This is a genomic window from Microcoleus sp. AS-A8 (genome assembly GCA_039962225.1).
In the GTDB taxonomy this organism is placed as follows: domain Bacteria; phylum Cyanobacteriota; class Cyanobacteriia; order Cyanobacteriales; family Coleofasciculaceae; genus Allocoleopsis.
On the sequence record JAMPKV010000047.1, the window covers coordinates 1 to 24,359 of the forward strand.

General features: G+C 47.3%; 22 protein-coding genes and 1 pseudogene. 9 read left to right on the top strand and 14 right to left on the bottom strand.

The window, feature by feature from the left end; genetic code table 11:
• Window positions 1-60 precede the first annotated feature (60 nt).
• The gene (locus tag NDI48_31655) at window positions 61-300 is read right to left on the bottom strand and encodes a hypothetical protein (protein ID MEP0835727.1); all 240 of its coding nucleotides are present in this window, start codon (window positions 298-300) and stop codon (window positions 61-63) included.
• A 43-nt stretch (window positions 301-343) separates the two neighbouring features.
• A pseudogene (locus tag NDI48_31660) lies at window positions 344-442 on the bottom strand (site-specific integrase).
• A 282-nt stretch (window positions 443-724) separates the two neighbouring features.
• Here NDI48_31660 and NDI48_31665 point away from each other — a divergent pair.
• Both NDI48_31665 and NDI48_31670 read left to right on the top strand, forming a co-directional pair.
• A complete protein-coding gene (locus tag NDI48_31665) occupies window positions 725-1,834 on the top strand; it encodes a hypothetical protein (GenBank protein ID MEP0835728.1) in 1,110 nt (369 codons plus the stop codon).
• A 40-nt stretch (window positions 1,835-1,874) separates the two neighbouring features.
• Window positions 1,875-3,266, top strand: a complete 1,392-nt coding sequence (locus tag NDI48_31670) for a cytochrome P450 (protein MEP0835729.1) — start codon at window positions 1,875-1,877, stop codon at window positions 3,264-3,266.
• Window positions 3,267-3,419: 153 nt separating this feature from the next.
• Here the strand turns inward: NDI48_31670 and NDI48_31675 are convergent, their stop codons facing one another.
• The 3 genes from NDI48_31675 to NDI48_31685 form a co-directional block, all read right to left on the bottom strand.
• On the bottom strand, window positions 3,420-5,021 hold the full coding sequence (locus NDI48_31675; GenBank protein MEP0835730.1) for a B12-binding domain-containing radical SAM protein: 1,602 nt from the start codon (window positions 5,019-5,021) through the stop codon (window positions 3,420-3,422).
• 115 nt (window positions 5,022-5,136) lie between these two features.
• The gene (locus NDI48_31680; GenBank protein MEP0835731.1) at window positions 5,137-5,640 is read right to left on the bottom strand and encodes a sterol desaturase family protein; all 504 of its coding nucleotides are present in this window, start codon (window positions 5,638-5,640) and stop codon (window positions 5,137-5,139) included.
• Between the two features lie 137 nt (window positions 5,641-5,777).
• Window positions 5,778-7,028 (bottom strand): MFS transporter, encoded by a 1,251-nt coding sequence (locus NDI48_31685; protein ID MEP0835732.1) that lies wholly within the window; start codon window positions 7,026-7,028, stop codon window positions 5,778-5,780.
• Between the two features lie 137 nt (window positions 7,029-7,165).
• Between NDI48_31685 and NDI48_31690 the strand changes: the two genes are divergently transcribed.
• From NDI48_31690 to NDI48_31700, 3 genes are all read left to right on the top strand, one after another.
• A complete protein-coding gene (locus NDI48_31690; GenBank protein ID MEP0835733.1) occupies window positions 7,166-8,317 on the top strand; it encodes an aromatic ring-hydroxylating dioxygenase subunit alpha in 1,152 nt (383 codons plus the stop codon).
• A gap of 246 nt (window positions 8,318-8,563) precedes the next feature.
• A complete protein-coding gene (locus tag NDI48_31695) occupies window positions 8,564-9,844 on the top strand; it encodes an aminotransferase class I/II-fold pyridoxal phosphate-dependent enzyme (protein ID MEP0835734.1) in 1,281 nt (426 codons plus the stop codon).
• Window positions 9,845-10,111: 267 nt separating this feature from the next.
• Window positions 10,112-10,249 (top strand): photosystem II reaction center protein K, encoded by a 138-nt coding sequence (locus tag NDI48_31700; protein ID MEP0835735.1) that lies wholly within the window; start codon window positions 10,112-10,114, stop codon window positions 10,247-10,249.
• 77 nt (window positions 10,250-10,326) lie between these two features.
• Here the strand turns inward: NDI48_31700 and NDI48_31705 are convergent, their stop codons facing one another.
• Both NDI48_31705 and NDI48_31710 read right to left on the bottom strand, forming a co-directional pair.
• Complete coding sequence (locus NDI48_31705) at window positions 10,327-10,884, bottom strand: glutathione S-transferase family protein (protein MEP0835736.1); 558 nt, start codon at window positions 10,882-10,884, stop codon at window positions 10,327-10,329.
• A gap of 12 nt (window positions 10,885-10,896) precedes the next feature.
• Window positions 10,897-11,361: a hypothetical protein gene (locus NDI48_31710; GenBank protein MEP0835737.1), complete on the bottom strand. Its 465-nt coding sequence runs from the start codon at window positions 11,359-11,361 to the stop codon at window positions 10,897-10,899.
• A 491-nt stretch (window positions 11,362-11,852) separates the two neighbouring features.
• Here NDI48_31710 and NDI48_31715 point away from each other — a divergent pair, with 491 nt between their 5' ends.
• The gene (locus NDI48_31715; GenBank protein MEP0835738.1) at window positions 11,853-12,554 is read left to right on the top strand and encodes a tetratricopeptide repeat protein; all 702 of its coding nucleotides are present in this window, start codon (window positions 11,853-11,855) and stop codon (window positions 12,552-12,554) included.
• 106 nt (window positions 12,555-12,660) lie between these two features.
• Here the strand turns inward: NDI48_31715 and NDI48_31720 are convergent, their stop codons facing one another.
• Window positions 12,661-13,053 (bottom strand): hypothetical protein, encoded by a 393-nt coding sequence (locus NDI48_31720; GenBank protein ID MEP0835739.1) that lies wholly within the window; start codon window positions 13,051-13,053, stop codon window positions 12,661-12,663.
• A gap of 347 nt (window positions 13,054-13,400) precedes the next feature.
• Complete coding sequence (psaM, locus tag NDI48_31725; protein MEP0835740.1) at window positions 13,401-13,496, bottom strand: photosystem I reaction center subunit XII; 96 nt, start codon at window positions 13,494-13,496, stop codon at window positions 13,401-13,403.
• A gap of 312 nt (window positions 13,497-13,808) precedes the next feature.
• Between psaM and NDI48_31730 the strand changes: the two genes are divergently transcribed.
• Window positions 13,809-14,567, top strand: coding sequence for a DUF475 domain-containing protein (locus NDI48_31730; protein ID MEP0835741.1), 759 nt, complete (start codon window positions 13,809-13,811; stop codon window positions 14,565-14,567).
• Window positions 14,568-14,629: 62 nt separating this feature from the next.
• On the opposite strand, the gene ndk is transcribed toward NDI48_31730, so the two are convergent.
• The 3 genes from ndk to NDI48_31745 form a co-directional block, all read right to left on the bottom strand.
• Complete coding sequence (ndk, locus tag NDI48_31735) at window positions 14,630-15,079, bottom strand: nucleoside-diphosphate kinase (protein ID MEP0835742.1); 450 nt, start codon at window positions 15,077-15,079, stop codon at window positions 14,630-14,632.
• Window positions 15,080-15,203: 124 nt separating this feature from the next.
• Entirely contained in the window at window positions 15,204-16,349 is a 1,146-nt protein-coding gene (locus NDI48_31740) for a D-alanine--D-alanine ligase (protein MEP0835743.1), read from the bottom strand.
• A gap of 164 nt (window positions 16,350-16,513) precedes the next feature.
• Window positions 16,514-17,104, bottom strand: a complete 591-nt coding sequence (locus NDI48_31745) for a DUF4126 domain-containing protein (GenBank protein ID MEP0835744.1) — start codon at window positions 17,102-17,104, stop codon at window positions 16,514-16,516.
• A gap of 818 nt (window positions 17,105-17,922) precedes the next feature.
• On the opposite strand from NDI48_31745, the gene NDI48_31750 reads away from it, so the two are divergent.
• Window positions 17,923-19,218 carry a Glu/Leu/Phe/Val dehydrogenase gene (locus NDI48_31750; GenBank protein MEP0835745.1) on the top strand — a complete coding sequence of 432 codons (1,296 nt, stop codon included), beginning with the start codon at window positions 17,923-17,925 and terminating at the stop codon, window positions 19,216-19,218.
• Window positions 19,219-19,709: 491 nt separating this feature from the next.
• A complete protein-coding gene (locus NDI48_31755; protein ID MEP0835746.1) occupies window positions 19,710-20,672 on the top strand; it encodes a type IV pilin-like G/H family protein in 963 nt (320 codons plus the stop codon).
• Window positions 20,673-20,674: 2 nt separating this feature from the next.
• Here NDI48_31755 and NDI48_31760 read toward each other — a convergent pair whose 3' ends face one another.
• Both NDI48_31760 and NDI48_31765 read right to left on the bottom strand, forming a co-directional pair.
• Window positions 20,675-21,211: a hypothetical protein gene (locus NDI48_31760; GenBank protein ID MEP0835747.1), complete on the bottom strand. Its 537-nt coding sequence runs from the start codon at window positions 21,209-21,211 to the stop codon at window positions 20,675-20,677.
• Window positions 21,212-21,303: 92 nt separating this feature from the next.
• Entirely contained in the window at window positions 21,304-24,054 is a 2,751-nt protein-coding gene (locus NDI48_31765) for a CHAT domain-containing protein (protein ID MEP0835748.1), read from the bottom strand.
• Between the last annotated feature and the right edge of the window lie 305 nt (window positions 24,055-24,359).

The following is a 24,359-nucleotide window of genomic DNA, read 5'->3' on the forward strand; positions in this document are numbered from 1 at the left end:
CACCGCTAGAAATTGTGAAACAATATATTAACGGTCAACAAAAACCATCCTGACCGCCATTCATCCCCGCCCTAACTTCGCTTCGCTGCGTTTGAGGAAGGGGAATTCTGACGGAAGAAGGTTAAATATGAGGGGCATGGCATCTATGTATTTCGTTACTGCTAGCTCAGAAGCGATCGCCCTACAGCCCTTCTCTTCTCCTGTCGGAGACGCTCCGCGAACGAGACGCTTCGCGGTTTTCATGCCCGTAGGGCTGTACGGGCATCCTACGGCAGGCGCTACCCACTTGGGTAATCCCATTAAATCCCCTGTCCGGAGTGCAGGGGATTTTTTGTTGACTTCTTCAGGACTTCGCTGTTGTCACTGGCGAGGCATGACCAGCCAGTTTTGATACCGTGACGATATCCACCCCGGCATCCAGCAGCTCTGAGCAGAACGTCCTTAGCTCCGTTCGCCCATTACTAAAGAGTAATTCTCCATCGGTTTGTGCCACTCGGATGAAAAAGTTCTCTTAGATTTACACTCGTCAACAATAAAGTAACTCTTAAGATTGTTTGAGTTTTACCAACTGCATAAGTTACCTGCACTCAGAGATAGGAAAGAGCAAGTAAAAGCTAAAAATAACCAGGCCATGTCTTCACGATATCTTACTATCGATGAATTTTTTCATGATTTAACTGGGATTAGCCGAAAATACGGTTGGATAAGAAAAGCCAAAAAACCTATGCAGAAACTCTCTCGGATTTTATTCGCTATAGCTCTAACCTTAAGCATCTTGGGTTTTCCCACTCAAGCTTTTGCTAAAGCTAAAATTCAAATGGCCATCCTTTTAGACTCTAGTAATAGTATGGATGGACTGATTGACCAGACTCGGACTCAACTTTGGCAAATTGTTAATTATTTAACTCAAGTCAGCAAAGATGGCGAAGTCCCCGAATTAGAAGTAGCTCTCTACCATTATGGCAACGATAATTTACCCTCCTCCGAAGGGTTTGTTAGGCTTTTAACAGGATTTACTCCTGAATTAGATTTAGTTTCTGAAAAGCTATTTAGTATCCGAACTAATGGTGGTCAAGAATATGCGGGTTGGGCAATGCGCTCAGCTATGCGAGAATTAAACTGGAGTAAGGACAAGGAAGATTTTCGCGTTATTTTTATTGCCGGTAATGAACCCTTCGATCAAGGCCCGATACCTTGGAGAGAAGCCGCTGCTCTTGCGGTTAAGGGAGATACTTTCGTTAATACTATCTACTGTGGTTCAGCAGAAAGTCAGGAACGACAACTGTGGGCTGAAGGCGCTTCTTTAGCACAAGGAAGTCACTTCAATATTAACCAAAACGAAAAAATTGAGTTTATTAAGTCTCCTTACGATGAGCAAATAGCAGCTTGGAATGCCAAACTCAATCAAACCTATATTCCCTATGGGGCACAAGGACAAGTAGGACAACAGCGTCAGGTCATTGAAGATAGTAACTCTGGCGTCAATTTGGCGACGCGGGGTGGTTCCAAAGCTTCGAGATATTATAACAATGCTTCTTGGGACTTGATTGATGCTATCAATGAGGGAAGAGTTACTCTTGAGCAATTACCCAATGAGGCTTTGCCGTTAGCTATGCAGAGTATGACTTTAGCTCAAAAACAAGAATATGTAGCGGCAAAGAAAGCTGAAAGAGAGACTATTCAAAAAATGATTCGTGATTTATCTCAAAAGCGGAGCGAATATGTGGAAAAACAGCGCCTTTTGAGGGCCAATAGTGGCAAGAATACTCTTGATTCCGTAATTATTCAAAGCTTGAGCCAGCAATTAGCGGCTAAAGGATTTAAAATTCGGTAGTTCCAGTTAAGTTATAGGGATAGCTCAGCGGGGGAATTTTATGTTGAGTCAATTACCGAATCGCATTACCAGCCCATCTTGGTGGCAACTGATCAATTGGATCGCTGATCCACTCGGATTTCAGGATAGATACAGCCGGAAGTACGGAGACATCTTTACGATGCGGCTTTCGGGACTCGGCTCTTATGTAGTCGTTGGTAATCCGCAAGCCATTCAGGAGATTTTCAGCCTTGATTCCAAGTTTGATGTAGGTCGTGGCAATGGACTCGCCAAACCGCTAATTGGGCAAAATTCTGTAATGTTAATGGACGGCAATCGTCATCGACGAGAACGAAAATTATTAATGCCTCCGTTTCATGGGGAAAGACTACAGACTTATGCCCAACAAATCTGCCTGATTACTGAACAGGTGGCGAACCAGTGGCAAGTCGGTCAGCCTTTTGTAGCTCGGACTGCCATGCAGAAAGTTAGCTTAGAGGTAATTTTACAAATCGTCTTTGGCTTGAGCGAAGGGGAACGTTATCAACAACTTAAACCCTTACTGACAGATTGGATCAATATGACCGATTCTCCCCTACGCTCCAGTATGCTATTTTTGCGGTTTTTACAACAAGATTGGGGATCGTGGACTCCTTGGGGGCGGATGAAACAGCGACAACGCCACATTCATGACTTGCTCCAAGCAGAAATTGAGGAGAGAAGAACTAAGGGAAACGAGGGGCGTACCGATATTTTGAGCCTAATGATGGCAGCGCGGGATGAAAATGGGCAAGCGATGAGCGACTCCGAATTAAGAGATGAATTGTTAACGATTTTATTTGCTGGGCATGAAACCACTGCAACAACACTTGCTTGGGCTTTCTATCAGATTCATCAACATCCAGATGTCCTTGAAAAATTGCTACACGAACTGGACAGTTTGGGGGAAAATTCCAACCCGATGGAAATTGCTAAACTTCCCTACTTAACAGCCGTTTGTCAAGAAATACTGCGGATGTATCCAGTCCTTCCGGTAATTTTTCCACGCATCACCAAATCACCGATGAATATTGCAGGATACCAGTTTGATGCTGAGACGACTTTCATGCCAAGTATTTATCTCGTGCATTATCGGGAAGACTTGTATCCTAATGCTCAAGAATTTCTTCCAGAACGTTTTCTTGAGCGCCAATACTCCTGTTCTGAATATCTTCCTTTTGGTGGTGGAAGTCGGCGCTGTTTGGGATATCCCTTAGCTCAGTTAGAAATGAAACTAGTCCTCGCCACGATTTTATCCAAGTATCAACTTGCCTTAGCCGAGGATAAACCTGTTAAGCTGCAACGTCGTGGGTTTACTCTTGCTCCCGCAGGTGGGGTGAAGATGGTGATGAATGGAAAACGCGAAAAAAAGCTATCTGGCTACCAACTCTCAGACATTAGTGTCAAAAGTTAGAATGTTTGTCACTGACCCAAGGGAAATTAAAATCAGGAGACAACTATCCAACTAAAATTAAATTGGCATCATTAATCATTACAGAATTAATTGAGTTGAGATTCAAGAAAGTATGCGATTTAAATGCACATCAGCTTATGAGCCATTTACCTATCAGTTACCACTCGAATTCATAGCCGCCAACTCTACTGGAGGAGTTACAGATTGATATTGAGCTTTGTTCGCTAAATATTCAGCTAATTGCCCTTCAACTTCATTCCGCACAATTTGGCGGTAATGAATGAAATGTTCAATCAGAGCACAATTGCTCAGGTAAGGCACAAACACTCCTGGGTTCCGCCGCATGATCGAATAAAGTTGACGCCAAAACTGAAAGCGCGTGTTGCGTTTAATTCCCTGTCGCCAGAAGATGGTAAACACAGCCTTTATTTCTACCAACTCCAGCATCCGGAAAGGTACCTTATTCGGCGATGGTTTCATGTTCATGAAGTGCCGATAAACACGAGACAAATAGCGCCTCGGTTCATACAATTCCCAAAAACAATTAACATACTCACGAGCCAGTTCTTCAGGCGGTCGCGTCGGGATAAAGTTCATCAGTGCCATCTGATGTCCCTGAGTTTCCTTATTATGTTCCATCAGGCGACCTTCCTGTTCCAACCGCTTCCATAAGGCCGTATTGGGCAACGCATGAAGCATCCCAAACATCGCTTTCGGGATTGCCGTTGCTTCCACAAACTCAATAATCCGATCGCCTGCCCCAGGTTTCTCCCCATCAAAACCCAGGATAAAACCGGCCATCACACTCAATCCCGCCCGATTGATTTTCCCAACCGCTTCAATCAAAGAATGGCGTGTATTTTGGAATTTCTGAGTCAGGGATAGACTATCCGTGTCGGGTGTCTCAATTCCCAAGAACACAGCCGTGAAGTTGGCCTGAATCATCAAATCCAGCAATTCATCATCCTGCGCCAAGTCTACCGACGCTTCCGTCGAGAGGCGGAAGGGGTAGTCGTGTTGAGCCATCCACGGCCCCAATTCCCGCAGCAGCAGCTTCACATTGCGTTTGTTGCCGATGAAGTTGTCATCCACCATAAACACAGAACGCCGCCAACCCAAGTCATAGAGAGTCTGCAACTCAGCGAGTAGCTGCGCGGGGGCTTTGGTGCGGGGCTTGCGTCCATACAGAACAATAATGTCACAAAACTCGCACTGGAACGGACAACCCCGCGAGAACTGTACCGACATTTCGGTGTAGGCTTTCAGATCCAACAAATCAAATCGAGGAATAGGTGTTGTTGTCACATCCGGCTTCTCCCCATTAGCGCGGATGACTCCTGAAGTTTCCCCTCGTTCTAAAGCCTCAACAAAAAGCGGTAGGGTAATTTCCCCCTCATCCAACACCAGAAAATCAACTCCAGCTGCCTGCGCTGACTCCGGCACCGAGGTTACATAGGGGCCACCCACGGCGACTAACTTCCCACGTCGCTTTGCCTCCCGAATCAAGTGCAGCATATCCGCTTTCTGGACAATCATGCCGGAAATAATCACCAGTTCAGCCCAACCCCAATCCGCTTCCGTCTCAGGCCGCACATTGCGGTCTACTAATCGGAATTCCCAGGTTTGAGGCAAGATGGCAGCGACGGTGATCAGACCCAAAGGAGGGAGCGACACCTTACGCCCAATCAGTTCTAGCGCTTTGTCAAACGACCAGAAGGAGGTCGGAAAAATGGGATAGAGCAGTAAAACTCGCATAGCACTGAGTTGTTATTGGTTCAATGGTTGGTTGTTAGTTGTTCGTTGTTAGGAGCCACGCAGGGATAACCAACAACTCATAACCGCCCCTACACCGCTTCAAGCTTAGGACACTTTACCACCAACGAAGTTGTAAATAACCTCGTTCCGGTTGGCCCAGTTCCTCTTGTGTCAGCCATTCCACTGGCTTATAGGTGCCAAACACCCGATCCCACCAATCGACCGCCAGACCAAAATTGTGATGCCACATGCCGTATTTGTGATGAACATAGTGAACAGGCATCTTCATCCAAAAGCATTTGGTCGGATTTTCGTGTTGTAGCTGATGGGCATAGGCGGAAAACGCCGCATAGCTCACACCGCCCAAGCACCAACCGATTCCAGCCTCCCACGAGAAAAAAAACATCAAGCCCATTACCAAGAAGCTGCCTCTGACATAATCTCGGAACTCCCACACCACCCCTTGTCCTTCGTTACGGCGGTGATGGTCTCGGTGGCGTTCACCAATCCGAGGTGAGACATGCATCAAGCGATGCAGCCAGTATTCCACTAAACTCGCTAGGACAAAGGCCAAGGCAAAGCAGACAATTCCCACACAAAGCTTTGCTAATGCGGTCATGAACTCTTTTCCTCACACTTTTTTTCACAAAAACGCTTTTAAACATTTTGACATCTGAAATGTCCTGAGAAAGTGCGATCGCTTAAACCGACAGGTTATACCCAAGTTGCATTCAAACGTATCACTCTCTCTTTCTCTTACCTCAGCGTCCTGGAGTGCCTCCGTGGTTCGTTAAATTCTACGTTAGACAACAACTCAGTATTAGACTTTTTACCCGATCGCTCCAGCAGCAATAACCCTGCAATCATGGAGATACCGGCAGCGGCATAAAATACTCCTTCTAATCCGCCATAGCTCAGCATCGGCCCTAGCAAGACGGGCGAAAGAAACTGTCCTAAAAAGCCTGCACCGGTTCCAATCGCTAGAACACTAGACTTTAGGGATGAGGGCGCTAAGTTAGCGAGGGTGCTGTAAAGGGTGGGGAGTACGATGCCGAATCCGACGCCAAACAGCACGGCTGTGAGCAGAATCCAGCTTAGTTGGTTGAGCCAGGGAATGGTGATTAAGGTCAAAGCCATTAATCCAAATCCCATCGCCATTGCCGTAGCCGGCTTCACCGCTTTAGCAAGGCGTTTAGCACCCAAAGCGGAAATCATCGCAGCCCCTACAGCCCGTGATGCCAAAACAATTCCATTTACAACGGTGTCCGCGCCAATTTTCTGCTCCAGATAGAGGGGTGCATAAATCACCACTGCATACATCGCCACAGAAGTCAAGCCAAGGGTGAGTAACAGCCGCTGTGTCTGGGGATGTCTTAGAACGCTCAACAGCTTATCCTCCTCGGCTTTGGCTTTGGGTTTGGCTTTTGTTTTTGGTTTTTCCCTCAAGCCAACGGCTGCCATGGCGGCGATGGGTAGTCCTAACCCATACAAATAGAAAGCATATTGCCAGTGAGTCGCACCGACCCAACCCCCGATTAAGGGAAAGGCAATACCGGAGAGGGCGATGGTACTGGTGGTAAGTCCTAGGGCTTGCGATCGCTCCTCGCCTTCATACAGATTCCCCAGTAAACCCAAGGCAGCGGCAGCAATCCCGCCACTGGCAGCACCCAACAACGCCCGTGTCGCCAACAAAGGCCAGAAATTGGGCGTGAAGGCTCCGGCGACACCGAACAGGGCGTAGAAAATGAGTGAGGGAACGAGTACCCGTAAGTGACCAATCTGGTCTGCCAAGATGCCCAGGGGAGGGCTGAATAAGGCAATAGTCAAGCAATGCATACTCACCAAGTTAGCGGCTAGCGCCGGATCGAAGTGCAGTTGTTTGACCATTTCTGGCAAAACGGGAGCTACGACTCCTCCCGCTATGTTGGTGAGCGAACCTGCCGCTAACAGTATTAATAGCCTGCGATCGCGCAACATAAAATCAGCCTCTCGACGTTTTCGTAGCAACCTGTAACAATAATGCAGATTGTTTCAATTTGTAGAGACGATTGTTACAGCTTTTTTGATTCGCACACAAACAATGAGTTGACTTTCAGGAGCGTCGGAAGCTAAATATTGTCAGATAAACACAAGAGGCATGATTGATGGAACTGGCGACGACCCTAAAAAGCCAGACAGTTCAAAATGCTGTCAGGGAAGTAGGCATTAACCCAAATTACTGGTATCCGGTGGGTTGGGCAAGCCAGCTCAAGCCAGGGGACATCCTGCCTGTGGTGATTTGGCAACAAGCGATCGCCGTTTATCGGGATGAAACCGATCAAATTCATGCCTTAGAGGATGCCTGCCCTCACAAAGGCATTGCTCTACACAAGGGGAAAGTCCAAGGGTGTCATCTAACCTGTGCTTATCATGGTTGGGAGTTTAACGGCAACGGCGAATGTGTTGGCATTCCTTACCTCCCAGAAGGACAAAAACTGCCCCGCGCTCAAGCCCGCAGTTACCCAATCCAGGAAAAATATAATCTGATTTGGCTTTTCCCCGGCGATCCGACCCTCGCTGCCAGCCAAGAGCTGCCCCATGTGCCAGAGTTTGACCATCCTGACTACTTGATGATACCTTTAGCCGCCCACATGCAATCCCATTTTTCCATCTGTAATGAAAATGCGATGGATGTATTTCATGGATTTTTGCATCAAAATCTTCAGGGCTGGTTCAATCCGGTACTCAAGAGTTTGCGGGAAACCGAAACTTCGGTATGTGCGGAATATGACGTATCCTATAAAGGCCGGATGGCGAAGTTTTTGGGGTTGAGCGACAAGGCCGACCAGGTCACGACCCGTAGAATCTCCATCAACTACAACTATCCCCATTACGCCACAAGTCTTGAGGGGATTTCCTCCGTTTACCTGATGCGACTCCCCATCGGGTTGAGGGAAAGTCGCTCCTTTGCCTTCTTCTTCTTGAAAGTTCGCTTACCCAAATGGCTCTTAAAGCGCCTCGAACCGATTCTGCAAAAAGTCCTGAGAGATTTCGTCTTTATGAAGTTTCTCTCCCAAGATATCGAAATGATGGAGAGCGAACAGCAAACCTATTTGGCCAATCCACAGCGGCGCTATGTCGAAATTAACCCGGCTATTATAGCTCTTGAGCGGCTGATTATCCGGCAATATGAACAATTTATGCAAAAATCGAGTCAGCTACGAAACAATCAGCAATCTTTGGCGTCTGGGGCGTTATCGTCAGTTAATGTTCCCAGCCAGACTGAGTCAACCCCAAACAATTCACTGGTAGGATGAAGGCACCTTTAAAGGCGACTGTTGATTGGCTGTTCAGCTCCCTGCTCAACGGGACGCTGATACCGCCTCAGTACCCAACTTTCTTGAGAAGTTGGCTTCATAGATGGGCCGATATTTTCAGATCAACTCTCGTTAGGCATAGTAATCAGACTGGATAGCCGTTATCTTATCTAAAAATAAAGCAATTCTTTAGCTAGAGGCGATAGGCTAATAGGCTACCTAGGCAAAGGGTGAGAGGAGCAAGTTGTGCAAGTTGTCAAAGAGTATGTTCAGCGTTGGTACGAGAGTGATTTAGATCCGGATGAATATATCTGTCATCAGAAGCGGGGGAATTTAGTCGAAATTGAAGAGGCAACGACGGGGAAACGCCGAACGGTATTGACGTTCTGCACAAATGATGTATTAGGGTTGGTTCAGGAAGAGGCGGTGAAGCAAGCCGCCATTGATGCCATCCTTCAGTATGGAACGTCCAATAGTTCCTGTTCGGTCTTGAGCGGTCGCATCGATTTACATCGACAATTGGAACAGGAAATTTCTGAGTTTAAGCATCTGCCTCACACTCAGTTGTTCATCAATGCGTGGATGGCAATGCAGGCTTTGATGGATGCCTTTTGTCACTTAGCCATTCCCGTGCCCGGATTTCAGAATACCCGCGAGACATTGATTCTCACAGATGTTCTCAATCACGGCTGTATTGTCTCAGCGGTTGCCAATGCGGGTACCCGTTCGGGAAAATTGTTCGGTCATAGTCCCCGTGTCCGTGTCCGAGCGTATCGTCATTGTGATGTGGAGGACTTAGCTCGTAAGTTGCGCCGCTATGCCCGTCCTGACGAGCGGATTATGGTGATTTCCGATGCCGTGTTCTCGATGGATGGCGATATTGCCCCCCTGCCCGACATGCTAGATGTGATGCAACATTACGACGGCAGTGTTCTGGTGATGGATGAGGCTCATGCCAGTGGTGCGATTGGTGCAACCGGTCGAGGGATTTACGAACATTTTGGGATTTTGCCACAGAACGCGATCGAGCGGGGCATTGTACCTTTGATTATGAGTACGTTCTCCAAGTTTGCGGCTTCTGCGGGTGCGGCAATCAGTAGTCATGTAGCGGAACTGATTCCCTTGTTGAATGTTTCTCCCACGTCCATTGGGACGATTTCTTTGTCACCTCCCCTCGCGGCGGCAGCGTTAGAAAGCATTCGCCAGGTTCGTCAGCATCCAGAACGGGTGAAAATTCTTCAGGAGAATACTAATTATTTGCGATCGAGCTTACTGGAACAAGGTTTTGCGGCTATTGGTGAAACCAACGTCATTCCAGTGATTCTCCCTCCAGAGATTAACCCGAAACTATTCGGGCGGTTGATGCTGGAAAAGCACGGGATTTGGATTTCACCCATCTGGTTTATTGCCAAACCTCGTCTCCGAATTACCGTTAACGCCCTCCACACCCAAGAGGAAATGGATCGATTAGTCGCCGCGCTAGTGGCAACGCGGGATTTGTTGTATAAACCCATGATTAGTGCATGAACGACTCCCTTGTCATCTCTTGAAATTCATGAGTGTGATGTGGGTATTGAATGTTAGCGCCGTACAGGTGTTGTTCAGGATGAAATAAGAAGAGAAAGGAGCGGTACATGCCCCACCCTAACGGGAGCTTAGCCTCGGCAGGTGGGGGAATTTCATTTTTCATCCCTCACCTTTCATACTTCATGGGTCATCTGCTCAGGCGTGACAGAGTTCGTGTTAAGATCCATGTCAATTCTGAAAACTGTGTTGGAAAGGAACGATTTAAACATGGAAGCTGCAATGCTCTTAGCCAAGCTGCCAGAAGCTTACGCCATCTTTGACCCCATCGTAGATATTCTCCCGGTCATCCCTGTCTTCTTCCTGCTGCTGGCGTTTGTCTGGCAAGCGGCTGTGGGTTTCAGATAAAAAATCCAAAACTCCAAAGTTCAAGAGGGGCATCTTTTGGTAGATGCCCCTTTTGGTGAAAAGTTCTTAGGAAATCTTTACTTCCGTCCTCCGATCGCCTTTTGAAAAGCAGGTCGCTCTGAGAGGCGTTTCATATAGTCCACAACCGCTGGGTATTCGCTCAGATCGAGCTTCAACATGATGGGGATATAGCTCAAGATTGACCCAACCGCCACATCGACTACGCTAAACTCATCCCCCAGCAAGAACGGTTGTTTCGCCAAGATTTGATTGAGCGGCGTCATCAGCTTAGGCATCTCCCGCTCCCGGTTTGCTTCCACAAAAATTCCTGGTCCCAAGGTGGCATTGCCAAAGATAATCCACTGGTTAATTTTGGCTTGTTCTTCTAGAGACGACGGCATATTGCCGTACTTTTGAGCCAAATAGAACAGAATCGCGCCCGATTCCCAAAGCTGAAAGTCTCCATCGACAATCGCTGGGACTTTCCCGATGGGGTTAATCGCCAAGTATTCGGGTTGCCGATGTTCCCCAGCTTGTAGATCGAGCAAGATAAATTCGTAGGGGATTCCTAGCTCTTCTAGGTACCATTGGACAATGGATGCCCGACTGCGAGCACCGCCATAAAGTTTCAGCATTACGGTAGTCGTTTAAAGGACTTTATGAGTATACTCGTGCTGTTTGACATCGTCTTCTTGGCGGACGACTCGCGTCTGATTCAGTACTCGTTTACGTTCTGTAGAGTAGTTGAAGTCATGACGTGTCGTGCCTAAGGGAATATGGGTTTGAGCCTCCTTCCGGCTCTGGTAAGTGCGTGCTGCCGCGATCGCTCGTTCGGCAAAATCATCACAAAACTGAGACGCGGGAGGAAACTCAGCAGGTTTCTGGAGCGAATTTTCCGTGAGCAGCTCACCGAGGGTCGTTCCACAAGCTAATGAATAAGATGTCGCAATTCCCTTTAAAATAGCTTCTAGAGCTGCTGAGGGGATAGGCTCAATCACTTTGACTTCGTGAACTTCACCATCCTCTTTGATAAAGCAGGTGGCTAAACCCACAACCAGGTAGCTATTGGTTGAAACATCAGGGGCCTGATCCAAGGACATTGCAGCTGCCATAAGACTCTTCTTTAGTTAATTTAGTTAACGAGGAAAAAACCGACCAATCAAGGGGTTCGGTTGCATTCTACCAGCATCTACATTTCCGTGGGAGAGGGTGACGGAAGCTGGAGCCAGCAGGTGTGGGAAGTAAAGAGTTGTGTCCCATCCTAATTTTGAGTCGAAGAATTTCCCCCTCCCTGAGTGTTTTCCTCTTTTGTGTGCTTTATCCCCGTCTTCATGGCTTGTGCCAATTCCTAAAGGTTCACACACCGAGGCGGTTTTCCGAACGCAAGGAAGAGGGAATCGAGGGTGTCGTTACGTTAGGCTTCAGGAAATCAGCCCATCGAACTTGTAGCGTTTTGGAGATACTTCAAAACGGGAAGGATAGTCTGGCTGCTTTTTTCAGAACATCAAGACGCCTAAGTAAGTGACACATTTAGACCAAACAGCAGGGTGCTGCCAGCCATAAGGTTGATGATAGATAGGCCGCAGGTACAGTTGAGGACGATATGAACGCTCATGCTTTTGTAAACCAGGAAGACCAAAATAGACAATGGTTCCCCATGCCTCGTCAAGAAAGGCGTTTGGTTTCAGTCCAAAGGATATCGGGGAAAGCTTGTCAACAGTCCGATCAAAGCCTACGCGCTTCCGCACATCGCAAAGCGAAACGGGGCGATTACATGGGTGCGATCGCGTTACTCACCCAGTTAATTACACGTCACCCCAAACACGCCATTGACTACAACAACCGAGGGTTAATTTACTCCCAAAGTGGTCAAGGAGAAAAAGCATTGGCTGATTATAACAAGGCTCTGGAACTGAATCCCGAATTGGATAATGCTTACAACAATCGCGCTAATTACTATGCCTCGAATGGCAAACTAGCAGAAGCTCTCACAGATTATGAAACAGCCCTTGATTTGAATCCGGGCAATACTCGCACTTGGATTAATCAAGCGATCACGTTCCGCGAACTGGGGTTATATGACTTAGCCCTAGAAAACCTCGATATGGCTTTAATGCTGGGAGGCTTGGAAGAGAATATCTATGCCGAACGAGGTCGAACTTACCATTTGCGCGGCGACTGGAATTGTGCGATCGCCGACTATCAGCGTGCCCTCTCTAAGATGACAGCATCGGGTTTGGTGGGTCGTTTGTATCGGAATGTGGAAAGCTGGATGAATGAGTTACTCAAGCCGCTAACCGCTTGAAGTTCAACATCGATCTGGGGAATAGAAAACTATTGAATCTTATGCCACTCTAGCCCCATTTTGTCGGCTTTGGTCATTGTAGGTTAACCCCGGCTACCTGCCTTCCCTAGTTATCTTCCTTGGGGGTTTGATCTTGTAAGACAACCGGATGTTGATTTTGGTCAACGCGATAGCTCTGTTCTTGCATGACGCTCTTGGTTTGTCTAGAGTCAAATGTGCGACCAAAGTCGGCACGTAAGCCCTTAACACGCTCCTCTGTGCGCTTTACTTCTGTTCGCACTTCTCGCAGCTTGGCTTGCTGTGACAGGTGATAAGGCAACAGTTTGACCAATCCGGCGATTGCCGCGGTACAGAGCACCAAATTTACAACTAACCTAGCGGTCGTTTCACCGGCAACAGCTTGATGAGAGTGACGGCGCTGACGGCCTTGAGTCCGATGAGCCATCCGACGGGTTTCTACAGGTTGCTGAGTGGGTGTAGGCGGTTGAAATGCGTTCATGGTGTACGTGAATACCGTGCTGGCGAACTATCGCCGAAGACTCTAGGATAGCGCTTTGAGCATACACTCCTATGTGATACAGCTACTTTGTCTTACACGGTCAATCAAGAGCCAAGCGACAAAGAGCCTATCAAAGGCAGTGGCACGCCGATGTTATCAGATAATTTACAGCACCTTGCTGCAATTATCAGGAAAACTTAAGGGCTTGCCCATAGCGTCAGAGCATCGTCCGGGAGTTCAGTTCTAGATTTTGAACTCTCGCTACGTGAAGAAACTTCTATCTTATAGCCCTCAACAGCCTATCGCTTGCCTGAAGATAAGCTCTTTGTCGCTTCAGAGCGGCAACTCTACTTGTAGAGTTCCGTCGCCAACCGGAAGGCCAAGATTCCGGGGATCAAGGCTACAACAAGAGCCACGTAAACTTGGGTATCTGATAATGCCATTTTGAATATCTCCTGATTTCAAGGGTAATCACCCATTAATTTGCGCCAAATCGACTCCCAGCGAAATATCTTGTTACAAGATGCAATATAAATCCTGAGTGATTCAACCGCTCCTGTTGAGCTGATAAGATTGACAAAGGACTTCTCGTTGAGCCAAAAATCCCATGGAGCGAAGCGCATGGGAGGGTCAAGGTTCGGCAAGAAATACGACAAGAGGTTAAGCTGGGTTCAGGAAGACCTTTTTTGGGCCCACTTTGAGCAGCGTGTGCCCCATAGAAAAAGTTGGTAATTCTCCGTTTTGCATAACTTTTAATGCTAGACCAAATTTTTAACTCCCCTTTCGATGTTGGACTAGAAGCTCCAGTGGTGCTGCTGATTCTAATCGCCCTAGAGGCAGTACTCAGCGCGGATAATGCGATCGCATTGGCCGCGATCGCCGCCGGGTTAGAAGATCCCAAGCTTCAGCGTAATGCCCTCAACTTGGGGTTAGTAGGAGCCTACATCCTGCGAATTACCCTGATTCTCACAGCGACTTGGGTCGTGCAATTCTGGCAGTTTGAGCTCTTGGGAGCCGCTTATCTACTATGGTTGGTTTTCGAGCACTTCACATCCGAAGAGGATGACGAACATCAGCATCATGGGCCTCGATTTACCTCCCTGTGGCAAGCTATACCGATTATTGCTGTAACCGATTTGGCGTTTTCTCTGGATAGTGTGACAACGGCGATCGCAATCTCAGATAAAACCTGGCTTGTGATTATCGGTGGCACGATTGGCGTGATTACCCTACGTTTCATGGCAGGGTTATTCATCCGTTGGCTCAAAGAATACCTCTATCTTGAGGATGCAGGCTATATTACCGTTGGGTTTGTCGGGTTGCGCCTCCTTGTCAGAGCGATTAAACCGGAACTGGTTCCCCCTGAATGGTTGATGATTGCCGCAATTGCCTTGGTGTTCATGTGGGGATTTTCCAAGCGCACCGAGGTTGAGTTACCCACAGAAGATCAGAAGGTGGAATTACCGACCGAGAATGAATTTAAGGACGCTGAAGAGGTCACTGAGGTAAGATAGCCAAACTTTAAGGGCACGACAATGTCGTGCCCCTACCCTGTTAAAGATCAAGCAAGACAGGATTATTCGTACAACCAGGGTGTTAAGGTTGGTTGCCAGTTTGCGAGTTCCTCTTCCTTAAACCAGAGGCCAATCTCGTGTTGCGCTGTCTCCGGCGCATCTGAACCGTGAATCAGGTTGCGACCGACGGTGACACCATAATCACCGCGAATCGTACCCGGTTCAGCATTGAGGGGGTTGGTGGCACCAATGATCTTTCTCGCTGAGGCAATCACACCGTTTCCTTCCCAAACCATTGCCACCACCGGTCCAGAGATGATGAACTCGACGAGTCCGGGAAAAAAGGGTCGTTCTTTGTGAACGTCGTAGTGTTTTTCTGCAAGTTCCTTGCTCACACTCATCAGCTTTAGCCCAACCAGAGTAAAGCCTTTTGCCTCAAAACGCCGGATGATTTCACCCACAAGGTTACGCTGTACGCCATCCGGCTTAATCATGAGAAATGTGCGTTCCAAGTTTCTCTCCTCAATTTTTTCAACAAATCACCAAACCCAGATTAGACCAGAAAGCTACCAAGCACCCAATCCTTAATCATTGGCTGGGGGTTTTTGAAACCGATTGGGTATGACTCGTATTGGCTTAGGGAGATTTATGTCGTTCCAGCGCCAAGTCAATTAATTGGTTCACCAATTGGGGGAAAGGAATCCCTGTTGCAGCCCATAGTTGAGGGTACATACTGGTAGCTGTGAAACCGGGCATCGTATTGATTTCGTTAATTAAGACTTCTCCAGTCTCTTCGACGTAGAAGAAGTCCACCCGTGCTAATCCGGCAGCATCAACGGCAGCGAATGCCTGAAGTGCCATTTCTTGAATCTTGCTGGCAACGGTATCGGGTAGGGGGGCTGGGATTAATAAATCGGCTTGTCCTTCGGTGTATTTGGTTTCGTAGTCATAAAAATCACTTTTATAAGTAATTTCCCCAACCACGGAAGCTTTAGGCTGGTCGTTACCCAACACCGCACACTCGACTTCCCGCGCCACAACACCGGCTTCCACGATGATCCGTCGGTCGTAGCTAGCCGCATTATCCAAAGCGGCTTCTAATTCAGGGCGCGATCGCACTTTAGCAATCCCGACCGATGACCCTAGGTTAGCCGGTTTGACAAAACAGGGATAGCCTAAGGTTTGCTCAATTTGGTCACAAAGTTTGGGGAAGACACAGGGATTCGACCAAATCTGGGAACGGTTCACCGCCATGTATTTGACTTGTGGCAACCCAGCTTGAGTAAATGCCATTTTCATGGCAATTTTATCCATCCCTAGGGCTGAACCCAGGACGTCAGAACCGACGAAGGGAACTTGCATTAACTTCAGTAAGCCTTGAATCGTGCCATCTTCGCCATTCGGGCCGTGCAGGATGGGGAACCAAACATCCACTTCAGCCCAGCCTATATTTTCACCGACGCGACTCAATTTAGAAGCACTAGCGGCAGAGGGTAAAATCTCAGTGCTAGTTGAGGAAGACTCAGAATCAGTTGTCGAAGTCGGAAGATACGCCTCATTTGTACCAGTTAACGGCAAAGGCTTACCCGATTCCAGGACGTGCTGAGCCAGTTCTCCCGATTGCCAGATGCCATCTTTTTGGATGTAAACTGGCAGCAGTTCGTAGTGATTGGCGTTTTGGTCGGAACTCAGGGCTTTTGCGATCGCCCGTGCCGAACTCATCGAAACTTCGTGTTCCCCGGAACACCCGCCAAACAGCAGACCGACCCGTATTTTTGCCATTAATCATACCTCCAGCACTCCTCTTCGCAGATAGCCTATCACAGCAGGCCGGCTTCGAGGTTTATCCACTCCCTGCTGCTCGTTATGGAGGCTGTCATGACTTTAAGCCGTCTGGAAGGTAATCCACAGCCAACCCACCCTACAAGCTACAATCGACTCCCTCTTCAATCGCGTAGCTCATGCTGAGGACGATTCTGCTTGTGAGAACGACGCCCTTTTACATACCATTTATGCCATTGATTAGAGCTGCGAATCGCCAAAAGCAGTAACAGTAAAGCGATTACTCCTCCCGACTGAGGGGAATCAAAGGCAAAAATCACCAACGCAATGCACAATACATCTTGAATAAAAACTACCCATAACGGCAAGCCTCGCAAACGGAAGAACCATCCCACTTGTACGAGTTGAAGTACAAACGCCAGTAAGCTACCAACAATGCCAACTATCCAGACGAATGGCTCTGGAGCTGCGGCTAACTGAGCAACCGTAATGCCCATTAGAGCTCCAACAAGAGGGCTTAAGATCAGTTGGCTAATTTGTAACACCCGCTGCCCCAGCAGTTTTTTGGAAGCAAATAGCTCAAATAAAGCCCAACTTGTTAGGATTCCCACTAAAACGGAGGGATGAATCCGAGACAGTAGCGGGATATGATACCAGAGGTTATCACTCTGCAATAAGCCAATGAGGAGAAGAGGCAGGGCAATTCTCATTCCTGCTGATGCCGAAGCCGAGAGTGCAGCGAGGAGTTCAATCATTGTTGCCTTGTGCCTGTGATAAAACTGCGGGGGCTACTCTCAACGTTAACCTACCCATACTTGAACGTCTGCTCTGATTGGGTTGGAAGGCGGTCGAGTCAAAATAAAAAAACTGTCTATCCTAGTGTAGTTGCTAATTTTATAATCGTGTTTTTTTTGTCAGTTCAGAATCGTGAATTTTTTCTTTTGAAAACAGAAATTGGCGGATGAAAAGTTTACATTTCGTTACATTTTGGGTGACTTAACGTCTACTTACTTAAGCTTGTGCGATCGCTTCCCAAACCTATTCCTCACCCTAAACTCCTGGCAGGAATGAACGCCTCATGCACAAGTCCACCTAAGAAAATGTAACAAAATATACAATTTACGTGCTTTCGACTAATTCTTTAGAAATAATGAAAGTAAGCACTGTTTCACTTGATAGTTTTCTCTCCTAACTTAGGAGAGCGTAGAAAAACCATTTGCCCCTAATCAAAAGCGATTTATCGCGTCTTACAAGCTTCGTGTAATACAAACAAGTCAACCACTCCATTCAGAGGGTGATTTGGTCGTTCGACATCTTCTATTTTGAGGAGATGTTGATGTAATACGCACCCCGCTTGCAATTTGCGATTGGAACTCTTGAGTTAAAGTAGCCTATCAAAAATAACTTCATCCTCCGGCGTAGTAAAACGTCGTTTCTCTAGAGAGTATTTGAAGAACGTTGTTCAAGTTATTTTTTGCAGGCGACTCAGGCGAGGAGTTCGAGACGGAATTACCTTGTCATTGGCACAAACAGCGCCGTACCAACCCAATTACGTAGCAGGAGAAAAATCAGAATGTCTGATTCATTGTTTTCTGATGCCAGCAAACGCTTAGAAAAAGCACTGAAATATGTATCACTTTCTGAGGATGTAACGGAATCCTTAAAGCGGCCCAAATCGAGCTTAAGTGTTTCAATTCCAGTACGAATGGATAATGGGAGTTTAAAAGTTTTTCAGGGGTATCGGGTGCGCTATGACGATACACGAGGGCCAGCTAAAGGGGGTGTACGGTATCATCCCAATGTTTCACTGGATGAAGTTCAATCTTTAGCATTTTGGATGACATTTAAGTGTGCCGTTCTCAATCTTCCCTTTGGCGGAGGCAAGGGTGGAATTACCGTCGATCCAAAAGCGCTATCAAAGTTTGAATTAGAACGATTGACACGAGGTTACATTGATGCAATCGCAGATTTCATTGGCCCTAATGTAGATATTCCTGCACCTGATGTTTACACCAATGCCATGATTATGGGCTGGATGATGGATCAATACAGTATCATTCGGCGTCAAATTACTCCTGCTGTGGTAACCGGTAAACCCCTGACGATGGGAGGTAGTCTGGGACGCGATAGCGCTACCGCAACCGGTGCTTTCTTTGTGATTGAATCGATGCTGCCCAAATTTGAAAAAGTTCCGCAGGAAACAACAGTTGCGATTCAAGGATTTGGGAACGCTGGTGGCATATTAGCCGAACTCCTGTATAAAGCTGGATACAAAGTTGTTGCCGTTAGCGACTCTCAAGGAGGAATTTATTCCAAACAAGGGCTAGATATTCCCCATATCCGAGAGCATAAAGCCTCAGGAAATGGAATTAAATCCGTCTATTGTAAGAGTAGCGTTTGTAATCTCGAAGACCATGAACTGCTAACCAATGAGGAACTTTTAGCTTTAGATGTAGATGTTCTCATTCCTTCCGCGTTGGAAAATCAAATTCATGAAGGAAATGTCAATGATATCAAAGCTAAATTTATCTTTGAGGCGGCGAATGGCCCCACCACATCTGCGGCTGATCAAGTTTTGGAAGATAAGGGAATTTATGTTTTTCCGGATATTTTAGTTAATGCCGGAGGCGTCACCGTTAGTTATTTTGAATGGGTACAAAACCGGAGTGGACTGTATTGGACACTCGATGAAGTGAATCAACGCATGAAGCAGAAGATGGTGGAAGAAACTCAACAGATTTGGTCAATATCTCAAGAATTCGGAATCTCGATGCGAACAGCCGCTTATGTTCATGCCTTGAACCGACTTGGGGAAGCACGGACAGCTAAGGGAACGAGAGATTACTATGTCAATGGGCGAAAATCCTAGCTCCCTAATTGACAGATAAGGCAGAAGGCAGACCGGAGATGAGAGTGAGGACAGAAGGCAGAAGGCAGACCGGAGATGAGAGTGAGGACAGAAGGCAGAAGGCAGACCGGAGATGAGAGTGAGGACAGAAGGCAGACCGGAGATGAGAGTGAGGACAGAAGGCACCGGAACTCATACGAGGAGGCAGAGGGCTTTTATGTTTATTAGTAGTACGTGGTTGTTTGAGCCGTTAAATCTGTCCTAACCTTTTTGGCGACAGCTATATTTTGCATCAATCATGTTACCAGCCAGGGACTTTAGTCTCTGGCTGATGGCTTAAGTTGTCTAAAAAAGACTACTATCGTTTCTAACTTGAACAACAAAGATTTGTAGAAGGAACAGAAGTTCTTTATAGATGTTGTTGGAGAGCAAAACAGAATCAACAATCTCTGTTCCAGTGCTGATGGCAAATCCGAGCTGTTAAAATCCAGGGAGTGCTGGGTTCAATTGCTATGAGTCATCTTGTTTCTAATCGAGTTACAGGTTCACGCCGCGTACACCCATTGCAACGCTTCTGGGTTCCTCGTCCATTCATGGCTCAAGGACTGCTCGTCGTATTACTGGGTACACTGGGGACGCCAGTTAGTGTTCAATCCCAAGTAGCGCTGAGAGTTGCACAAACTCAAGAGGCTCCCAAAACAAACCCTGTTACCCAACAATTACGAGGGCAATGGCAAACGAAAGACCCCACAACAGGTAAACTCATCACCTTCGTTTTTGCGCCGGACGGGAATTTATTTACCGTATTACCTGCACCTGATGGGTCTTCTGTTGCCATTAAATTTGCTTACAAAATTAATCCGACCACTCAACCGATGCAACTGGATATGATTGTCAGTCCTGAGCAAGTGGTGAAGACGATTTTTGAATTGACCCCTGAAGGCAAGCTGCATTTAGAATTAGAGGGTCTTAGCGCTGGAGAACCCAGACCGAATCAGTTTAGCTCCAAATCCACTCTATTTGAAAAGGTTTCGGATGTTGCGACTGTGCCTAAAGATGTGCAAGTGATTGCACTGGAAACGGAGAAAAGCAATGCAAGTCAAAGTGTCGTCAAACAATTCCTGACCATCTTGAGCCAAGCGCAGCAGGCTTACTATCTGAAAAATGGAAAGTTTGCCGCTGATATCGAAGAACTTAAGATTGTGACTAACTTAGAGACTCAGGATTATCGCTATCAAATCGTACCTCAAAAGGATAATAAACAGAGCGTGATGATGACGGCGATCGCCAAAAAGGCAGAACTTCCCAGCTACACCAGTGCTGTGTTTGCCACTAAAGCGGATGGGAAAATGACGACCACAGCCCAAATTTGCGAGACTGAAAAACCCTCCACTTCGCCTCCTGCCATGCCAGTCCCTCCGACGAGTGGTTCTTTAAACATTCAATGTCCCACGGGTTCCCGTGTTCTGCGCTAAGATTAACGGCCAAGCAATCGCTCGCTTGTGCTTAGTGTTGCTCCTTGAGGGGTTGCTTTGACGGATGTTGTTCGCGCCGCCTTGATCGTTTTAGTGAGTACTCCGGCTAGTCGAGCCACTAATTCGTCAGGAATTTTTGTTGCTTCTTCAGCTCCGACCCACTGAGATAATTGGTTCAACATCAGGATACTGCGGTGCAGAGGTGCTTGTTCCCCCACAATATCCTGTAGCTGTTGACTGTAAGCCATACGCTGCTCAAAGGCTTGTTGACGTTCTGAGTAGGTAGCTGGAACACAAAACTCTACTTTGCCGATCGCATAAACTGAGGTGCAATTCACATCAAAACTACTGCCGACAGCCGCACCAGAACCCACAAAATCCGCATAAAACGGTCTTTGTAAGATAAGTCCTCCCTGACAATTAGGCGTTAGGGATAAGAACTGTCCGCTTTTGAAGAACGAGAGGGGAAGTTGAGCCGGAGCAGAATTGGCTTGTCGGTTGAGTAATTTTACTAGAGCCGTGTTAGTCGCGCTATCCATATCAGCACCCAATCAGTAGAGCAAGAATCACCTACTTCTCTATATTTCTGAGGGGGCTGAGCTTATGCAGTAGCTTCAGTCCGGTGAGGATGTCAATCCGCTTCACCGATTAGGGTAAAGGCTGCCCAATTCTTGGGGTTGGGGTTGTTTTTCATCGTCGTCAGCATGGCCTGTCGCAGTGCTTGGGCTTTGTCTGGGTTTTTTTGTAGATTTTGATAAAAATCGGTCATCAAGGATGCTGTGGGCGCATCTGGTACTGCCCAGAGCGATACTAGGACGCTGGGTACACCCGATGAAATTAAGGAACGAGATAAGCCGATAACGCCGTCCCCTGTGATTTTGCCTCTGCCCGTATCGCAGGCACTCAGGACAACTAATTCGGCGTTTAACTCTAAGTCGAAAATTTCCTCAGCCGTGAGTAAACCGTTAATCCCCCCTAACCTCCCTTGAGACGGGGGGGATGAGTCGGGAGCAAGCGCGAGCGCACTTCCCAATCCCCGCACATCATCGAGTAGCCCGTGTGTTGCTAGATGAATGATTCGCGCTTTGGGCATCAGTTGGGTAATGGCTGATTTGGTGGCTTCGTTGCCGATGAGGGGTTTGGTGTTCAGCATAGGGGCAATAGCAAGTGCTTCTTTTTCTGCACCCGGTAGCGGGTCTAGCTGTTGCGGCTTTTCTCCGGGTGCTGGTGGTACACTGGGCATGATGGGATTCCCGACAACCAGGTTAACTCCCCCTTGGTCAGGGGAGCTTTGGAGGGGTAGATTTTCCCGTTGCTTACGGGTGAGTTCGAGTACCTGAATCGAGGGTGCGGTGAGGATGGTATGTTTTTCAATGAGGTATTTACCATCTTTATCTTGCAATGCTGCGAAAGGAACTAGGAACAGGGACTCTTGCGGGATGAAGACGACACGGGCATTGGGGTCAGTGGGCAAAAGGTCGGCAATGGGTTCAATTAGCAGTTGATGCAGTTGCTGTAAGCGCTCACCTTTGCTTGCCTCATTGGATGAGGCAACGGCACCCAAACCACGTCCTCTCACACCAATGGATTCACGGCTGCTAGTAACCAACTTTGCCAAGGTTGTAGGGGCGACGCATTTGTCCCCCTTACACTGCCACAGGGGTTTGAGGTCGCTACGACGAAATGTTACTTCACCTGTGGGCTTGATTACCCAAATATAGAGTTCTGATTCCTGAGTTTTTTGTTTACCGTTAATCTTGAATTCGTCAGTAATCCTTGAATATTCAACAAGGGTGGCATTCTGCTGTTTAGCGATTTGTTGCAGTTGCTTAATGGTAGGTTGTTCGATGAGAGGCTTGTCGGAGTTAGATTTTGTGTTGATGCGCCGACGCAATAGCTCCACAAATGCCCTGGCGCGTCCCCGTTCAGCAATTTCTAAAGCAGCATCAGGTTTATTCTGAGCGATGAGGACTGTTTGTAAAGTACGGTAAGTGCGAGCTTGCTCTTCAAAAATTGATACTTTGTAGGCATCATTATTACCCAATCTTGCCCGTTGAAATTCAAAAGTCTCAATTCCAGCGCGGAGAAATTTTTCGGATTGGGTGAGATTACCAGATTTGAGGAAAGCAAGCCCCAGATTGTTCAGGGCAATCCCCTCACCTTCTTTGTTCTCAATACCCTTCGCGATCGCTAAATACTGCTGGTGGTAGTCAATCGCTTTGGCGTAATCTCCTAGGGAATGGTAAGCATTTCCCAGATTGCCCAGAGATTGCCCCTCCCCCAAACGATAATTGAGTTCCTTGGCAATGGCTAAACTCTGCTGCTGGTAGTCAATCGCCTTGGCATAATCTCCTAGGGCATAGTGAGCAAGTCCCAGATTGTTCAGGGCTGCCCTCTCACCTAAACGGTCTTTGATACTCTTGGCAATTTCTAAACGCTGCTGGTGGTAGTCAATCGCCTTGGCATAGTCTGCCAAACCATCGTAAGCATTGCCCAGATTGCCCAGAGATTTCCCCTCACCTACAGGGTCTTTGATACTCTTAGCGATCGCTAAATGCTGCTGGTGGTACTCAATCGCTTTGGCGTAGTCTCCTAGGGCATCGTAAGCCGTTCCTAGATTGCCCAGAGCATTCCCCTCCCCCAAACGGTCTTTGATACTCTTAGCGATCGCTAAATGCTGCTGGTGGTACTCAATCGCTTTGGCGTAATCTCCTAGGGCATCGTAAGCATTGCCCAGATTGCCCAGAGATGCCCCCTCACTCTGAGGGTCTTTGAGTTCCCGTGTAATGGCTAAACTCTGCTGGTAGTAGTCAATTGCCTGGGCGTAATCTCCCAAGGCATAGTAAGCCACTCCCAGATTGCCCAAAGATTTCCCCTCCCCCAAACGGTCTTTGATACTCTTAGCAATCGCTAAACTCTGCTGATGGTAATCAATCGCCTGGGTGTAATCTCCCAGGAAATAGGAAGCCACTCCCAAATTGCCTAGAGATTGCCCCTCACCTACAGGGTCTTTAATACCCTTAGCGATCGCTAGACGCTGCCGCTGGTAATCAATCGCCTTGGCATAGTCCCCTAAGGAAAGGTAAGCCGCTCCCAGATTGCCTAGAGCTCTCCCCTCACCTAAAGGGTCTTTGATGTCTCGGTAGATTGTGAGTGCCTGTTGCCAAGATTGTTTTGCAGCCTCAAATTGGCTGGTCTGATATTGCTCTCTACCTTGTTGCAACAGTCGGTCTGCTTCCGCTTTCTGGGGATTTGGAGTTTGAGCTAATACCCGAAAATTTTGGTTGTTAGATTTGGGATTTTGGATGAATTGAAAATTGTCAATTGTTAGGGTACTAAGCAGGGTGAGAAGGGCGATAAGTCCGATTCTTTGGGGTTGCATATCCGCCTTTTAGAGGTAGCAAGTCAATAAGATTGTATGGCTGACTCTTCAGAGGTTATGCAAAGAGTCTGATGGGCAATGGGGAATGGGGATAACCAAAGCGATTTTAAAGGATTGAGGTTGGAGAGCAGGATAAAAAAATACGGTAAATCCAATCCAAAAACTAAAATTGATGGACTAATACCAATTTCCTAAATACCTGCTACAGATAAAGCCTCTAAAATAAATTGCCATCCTGTCAAAGAACTAATGACTTGAGTACTTAATTGGCTCAAGATTTTTTGCACAGAATTTCTCAAATCCTG

What these genes read in the sequence shown, in the direction of transcription:
- NDI48_31750 (MEP0835745.1), top strand. Translation starts at nt 17,923, where the DNA reads ATGTCTGATTCATTGTTTTCTGATGCCAGCAAACGCTTAGAAAAAGCA.
- NDI48_31665 (MEP0835728.1), top strand. Translation starts at nt 725, where the DNA reads ATGCAGAAACTCTCTCGGATTTTATTCGCTATAGCTCTAACCTTAAGC.
- NDI48_31760 (MEP0835747.1), bottom strand. Translation starts at nt 21,211, where the DNA reads ATGGATAGCGCGACTAACACGGCTCTAGTAAAATTACTCAACCGACAA.
- NDI48_31765 (MEP0835748.1), bottom strand. Translation starts at nt 24,054, where the DNA reads ATGCAACCCCAAAGAATCGGACTTATCGCCCTTCTCACCCTGCTTAGT.
- NDI48_31720 (MEP0835739.1), bottom strand. Translation starts at nt 13,053, where the DNA reads ATGAACGCATTTCAACCGCCTACACCCACTCAGCAACCTGTAGAAACC.
- NDI48_31745 (MEP0835744.1), bottom strand. Translation starts at nt 17,104, where the DNA reads ATGATTGAACTCCTCGCTGCACTCTCGGCTTCGGCATCAGCAGGAATG.
- NDI48_31670 (MEP0835729.1), top strand. Translation starts at nt 1,875, where the DNA reads ATGTTGAGTCAATTACCGAATCGCATTACCAGCCCATCTTGGTGGCAA.
- NDI48_31680 (MEP0835731.1), bottom strand. Translation starts at nt 5,640, where the DNA reads ATGACCGCATTAGCAAAGCTTTGTGTGGGAATTGTCTGCTTTGCCTTG.
- NDI48_31700 (MEP0835735.1), top strand. Translation starts at nt 10,112, where the DNA reads ATGGAAGCTGCAATGCTCTTAGCCAAGCTGCCAGAAGCTTACGCCATC.
- NDI48_31655 (MEP0835727.1), bottom strand. Translation starts at nt 300, where the DNA reads ATGGGATTACCCAAGTGGGTAGCGCCTGCCGTAGGATGCCCGTACAGC.
- NDI48_31690 (MEP0835733.1), top strand. Translation starts at nt 7,166, where the DNA reads ATGGAACTGGCGACGACCCTAAAAAGCCAGACAGTTCAAAATGCTGTC.
- NDI48_31675 (MEP0835730.1), bottom strand. Translation starts at nt 5,021, where the DNA reads ATGCGAGTTTTACTGCTCTATCCCATTTTTCCGACCTCCTTCTGGTCG.
- NDI48_31710 (MEP0835737.1), bottom strand. Translation starts at nt 11,361, where the DNA reads ATGGCAGCTGCAATGTCCTTGGATCAGGCCCCTGATGTTTCAACCAAT.
- NDI48_31730 (MEP0835741.1), top strand. Translation starts at nt 13,809, where the DNA reads ATGCTAGACCAAATTTTTAACTCCCCTTTCGATGTTGGACTAGAAGCT.
- NDI48_31715 (MEP0835738.1), top strand. Translation starts at nt 11,853, where the DNA reads ATGAACGCTCATGCTTTTGTAAACCAGGAAGACCAAAATAGACAATGG.
- psaM (MEP0835740.1), bottom strand. Translation starts at nt 13,496, where the DNA reads ATGGCATTATCAGATACCCAAGTTTACGTGGCTCTTGTTGTAGCCTTG.
- NDI48_31755 (MEP0835746.1), top strand. Translation starts at nt 19,710, where the DNA reads ATGAGTCATCTTGTTTCTAATCGAGTTACAGGTTCACGCCGCGTACAC.
- NDI48_31705 (MEP0835736.1), bottom strand. Translation starts at nt 10,884, where the DNA reads ATGCTGAAACTTTATGGCGGTGCTCGCAGTCGGGCATCCATTGTCCAA.
- NDI48_31740 (MEP0835743.1), bottom strand. Translation starts at nt 16,349, where the DNA reads ATGGCAAAAATACGGGTCGGTCTGCTGTTTGGCGGGTGTTCCGGGGAA.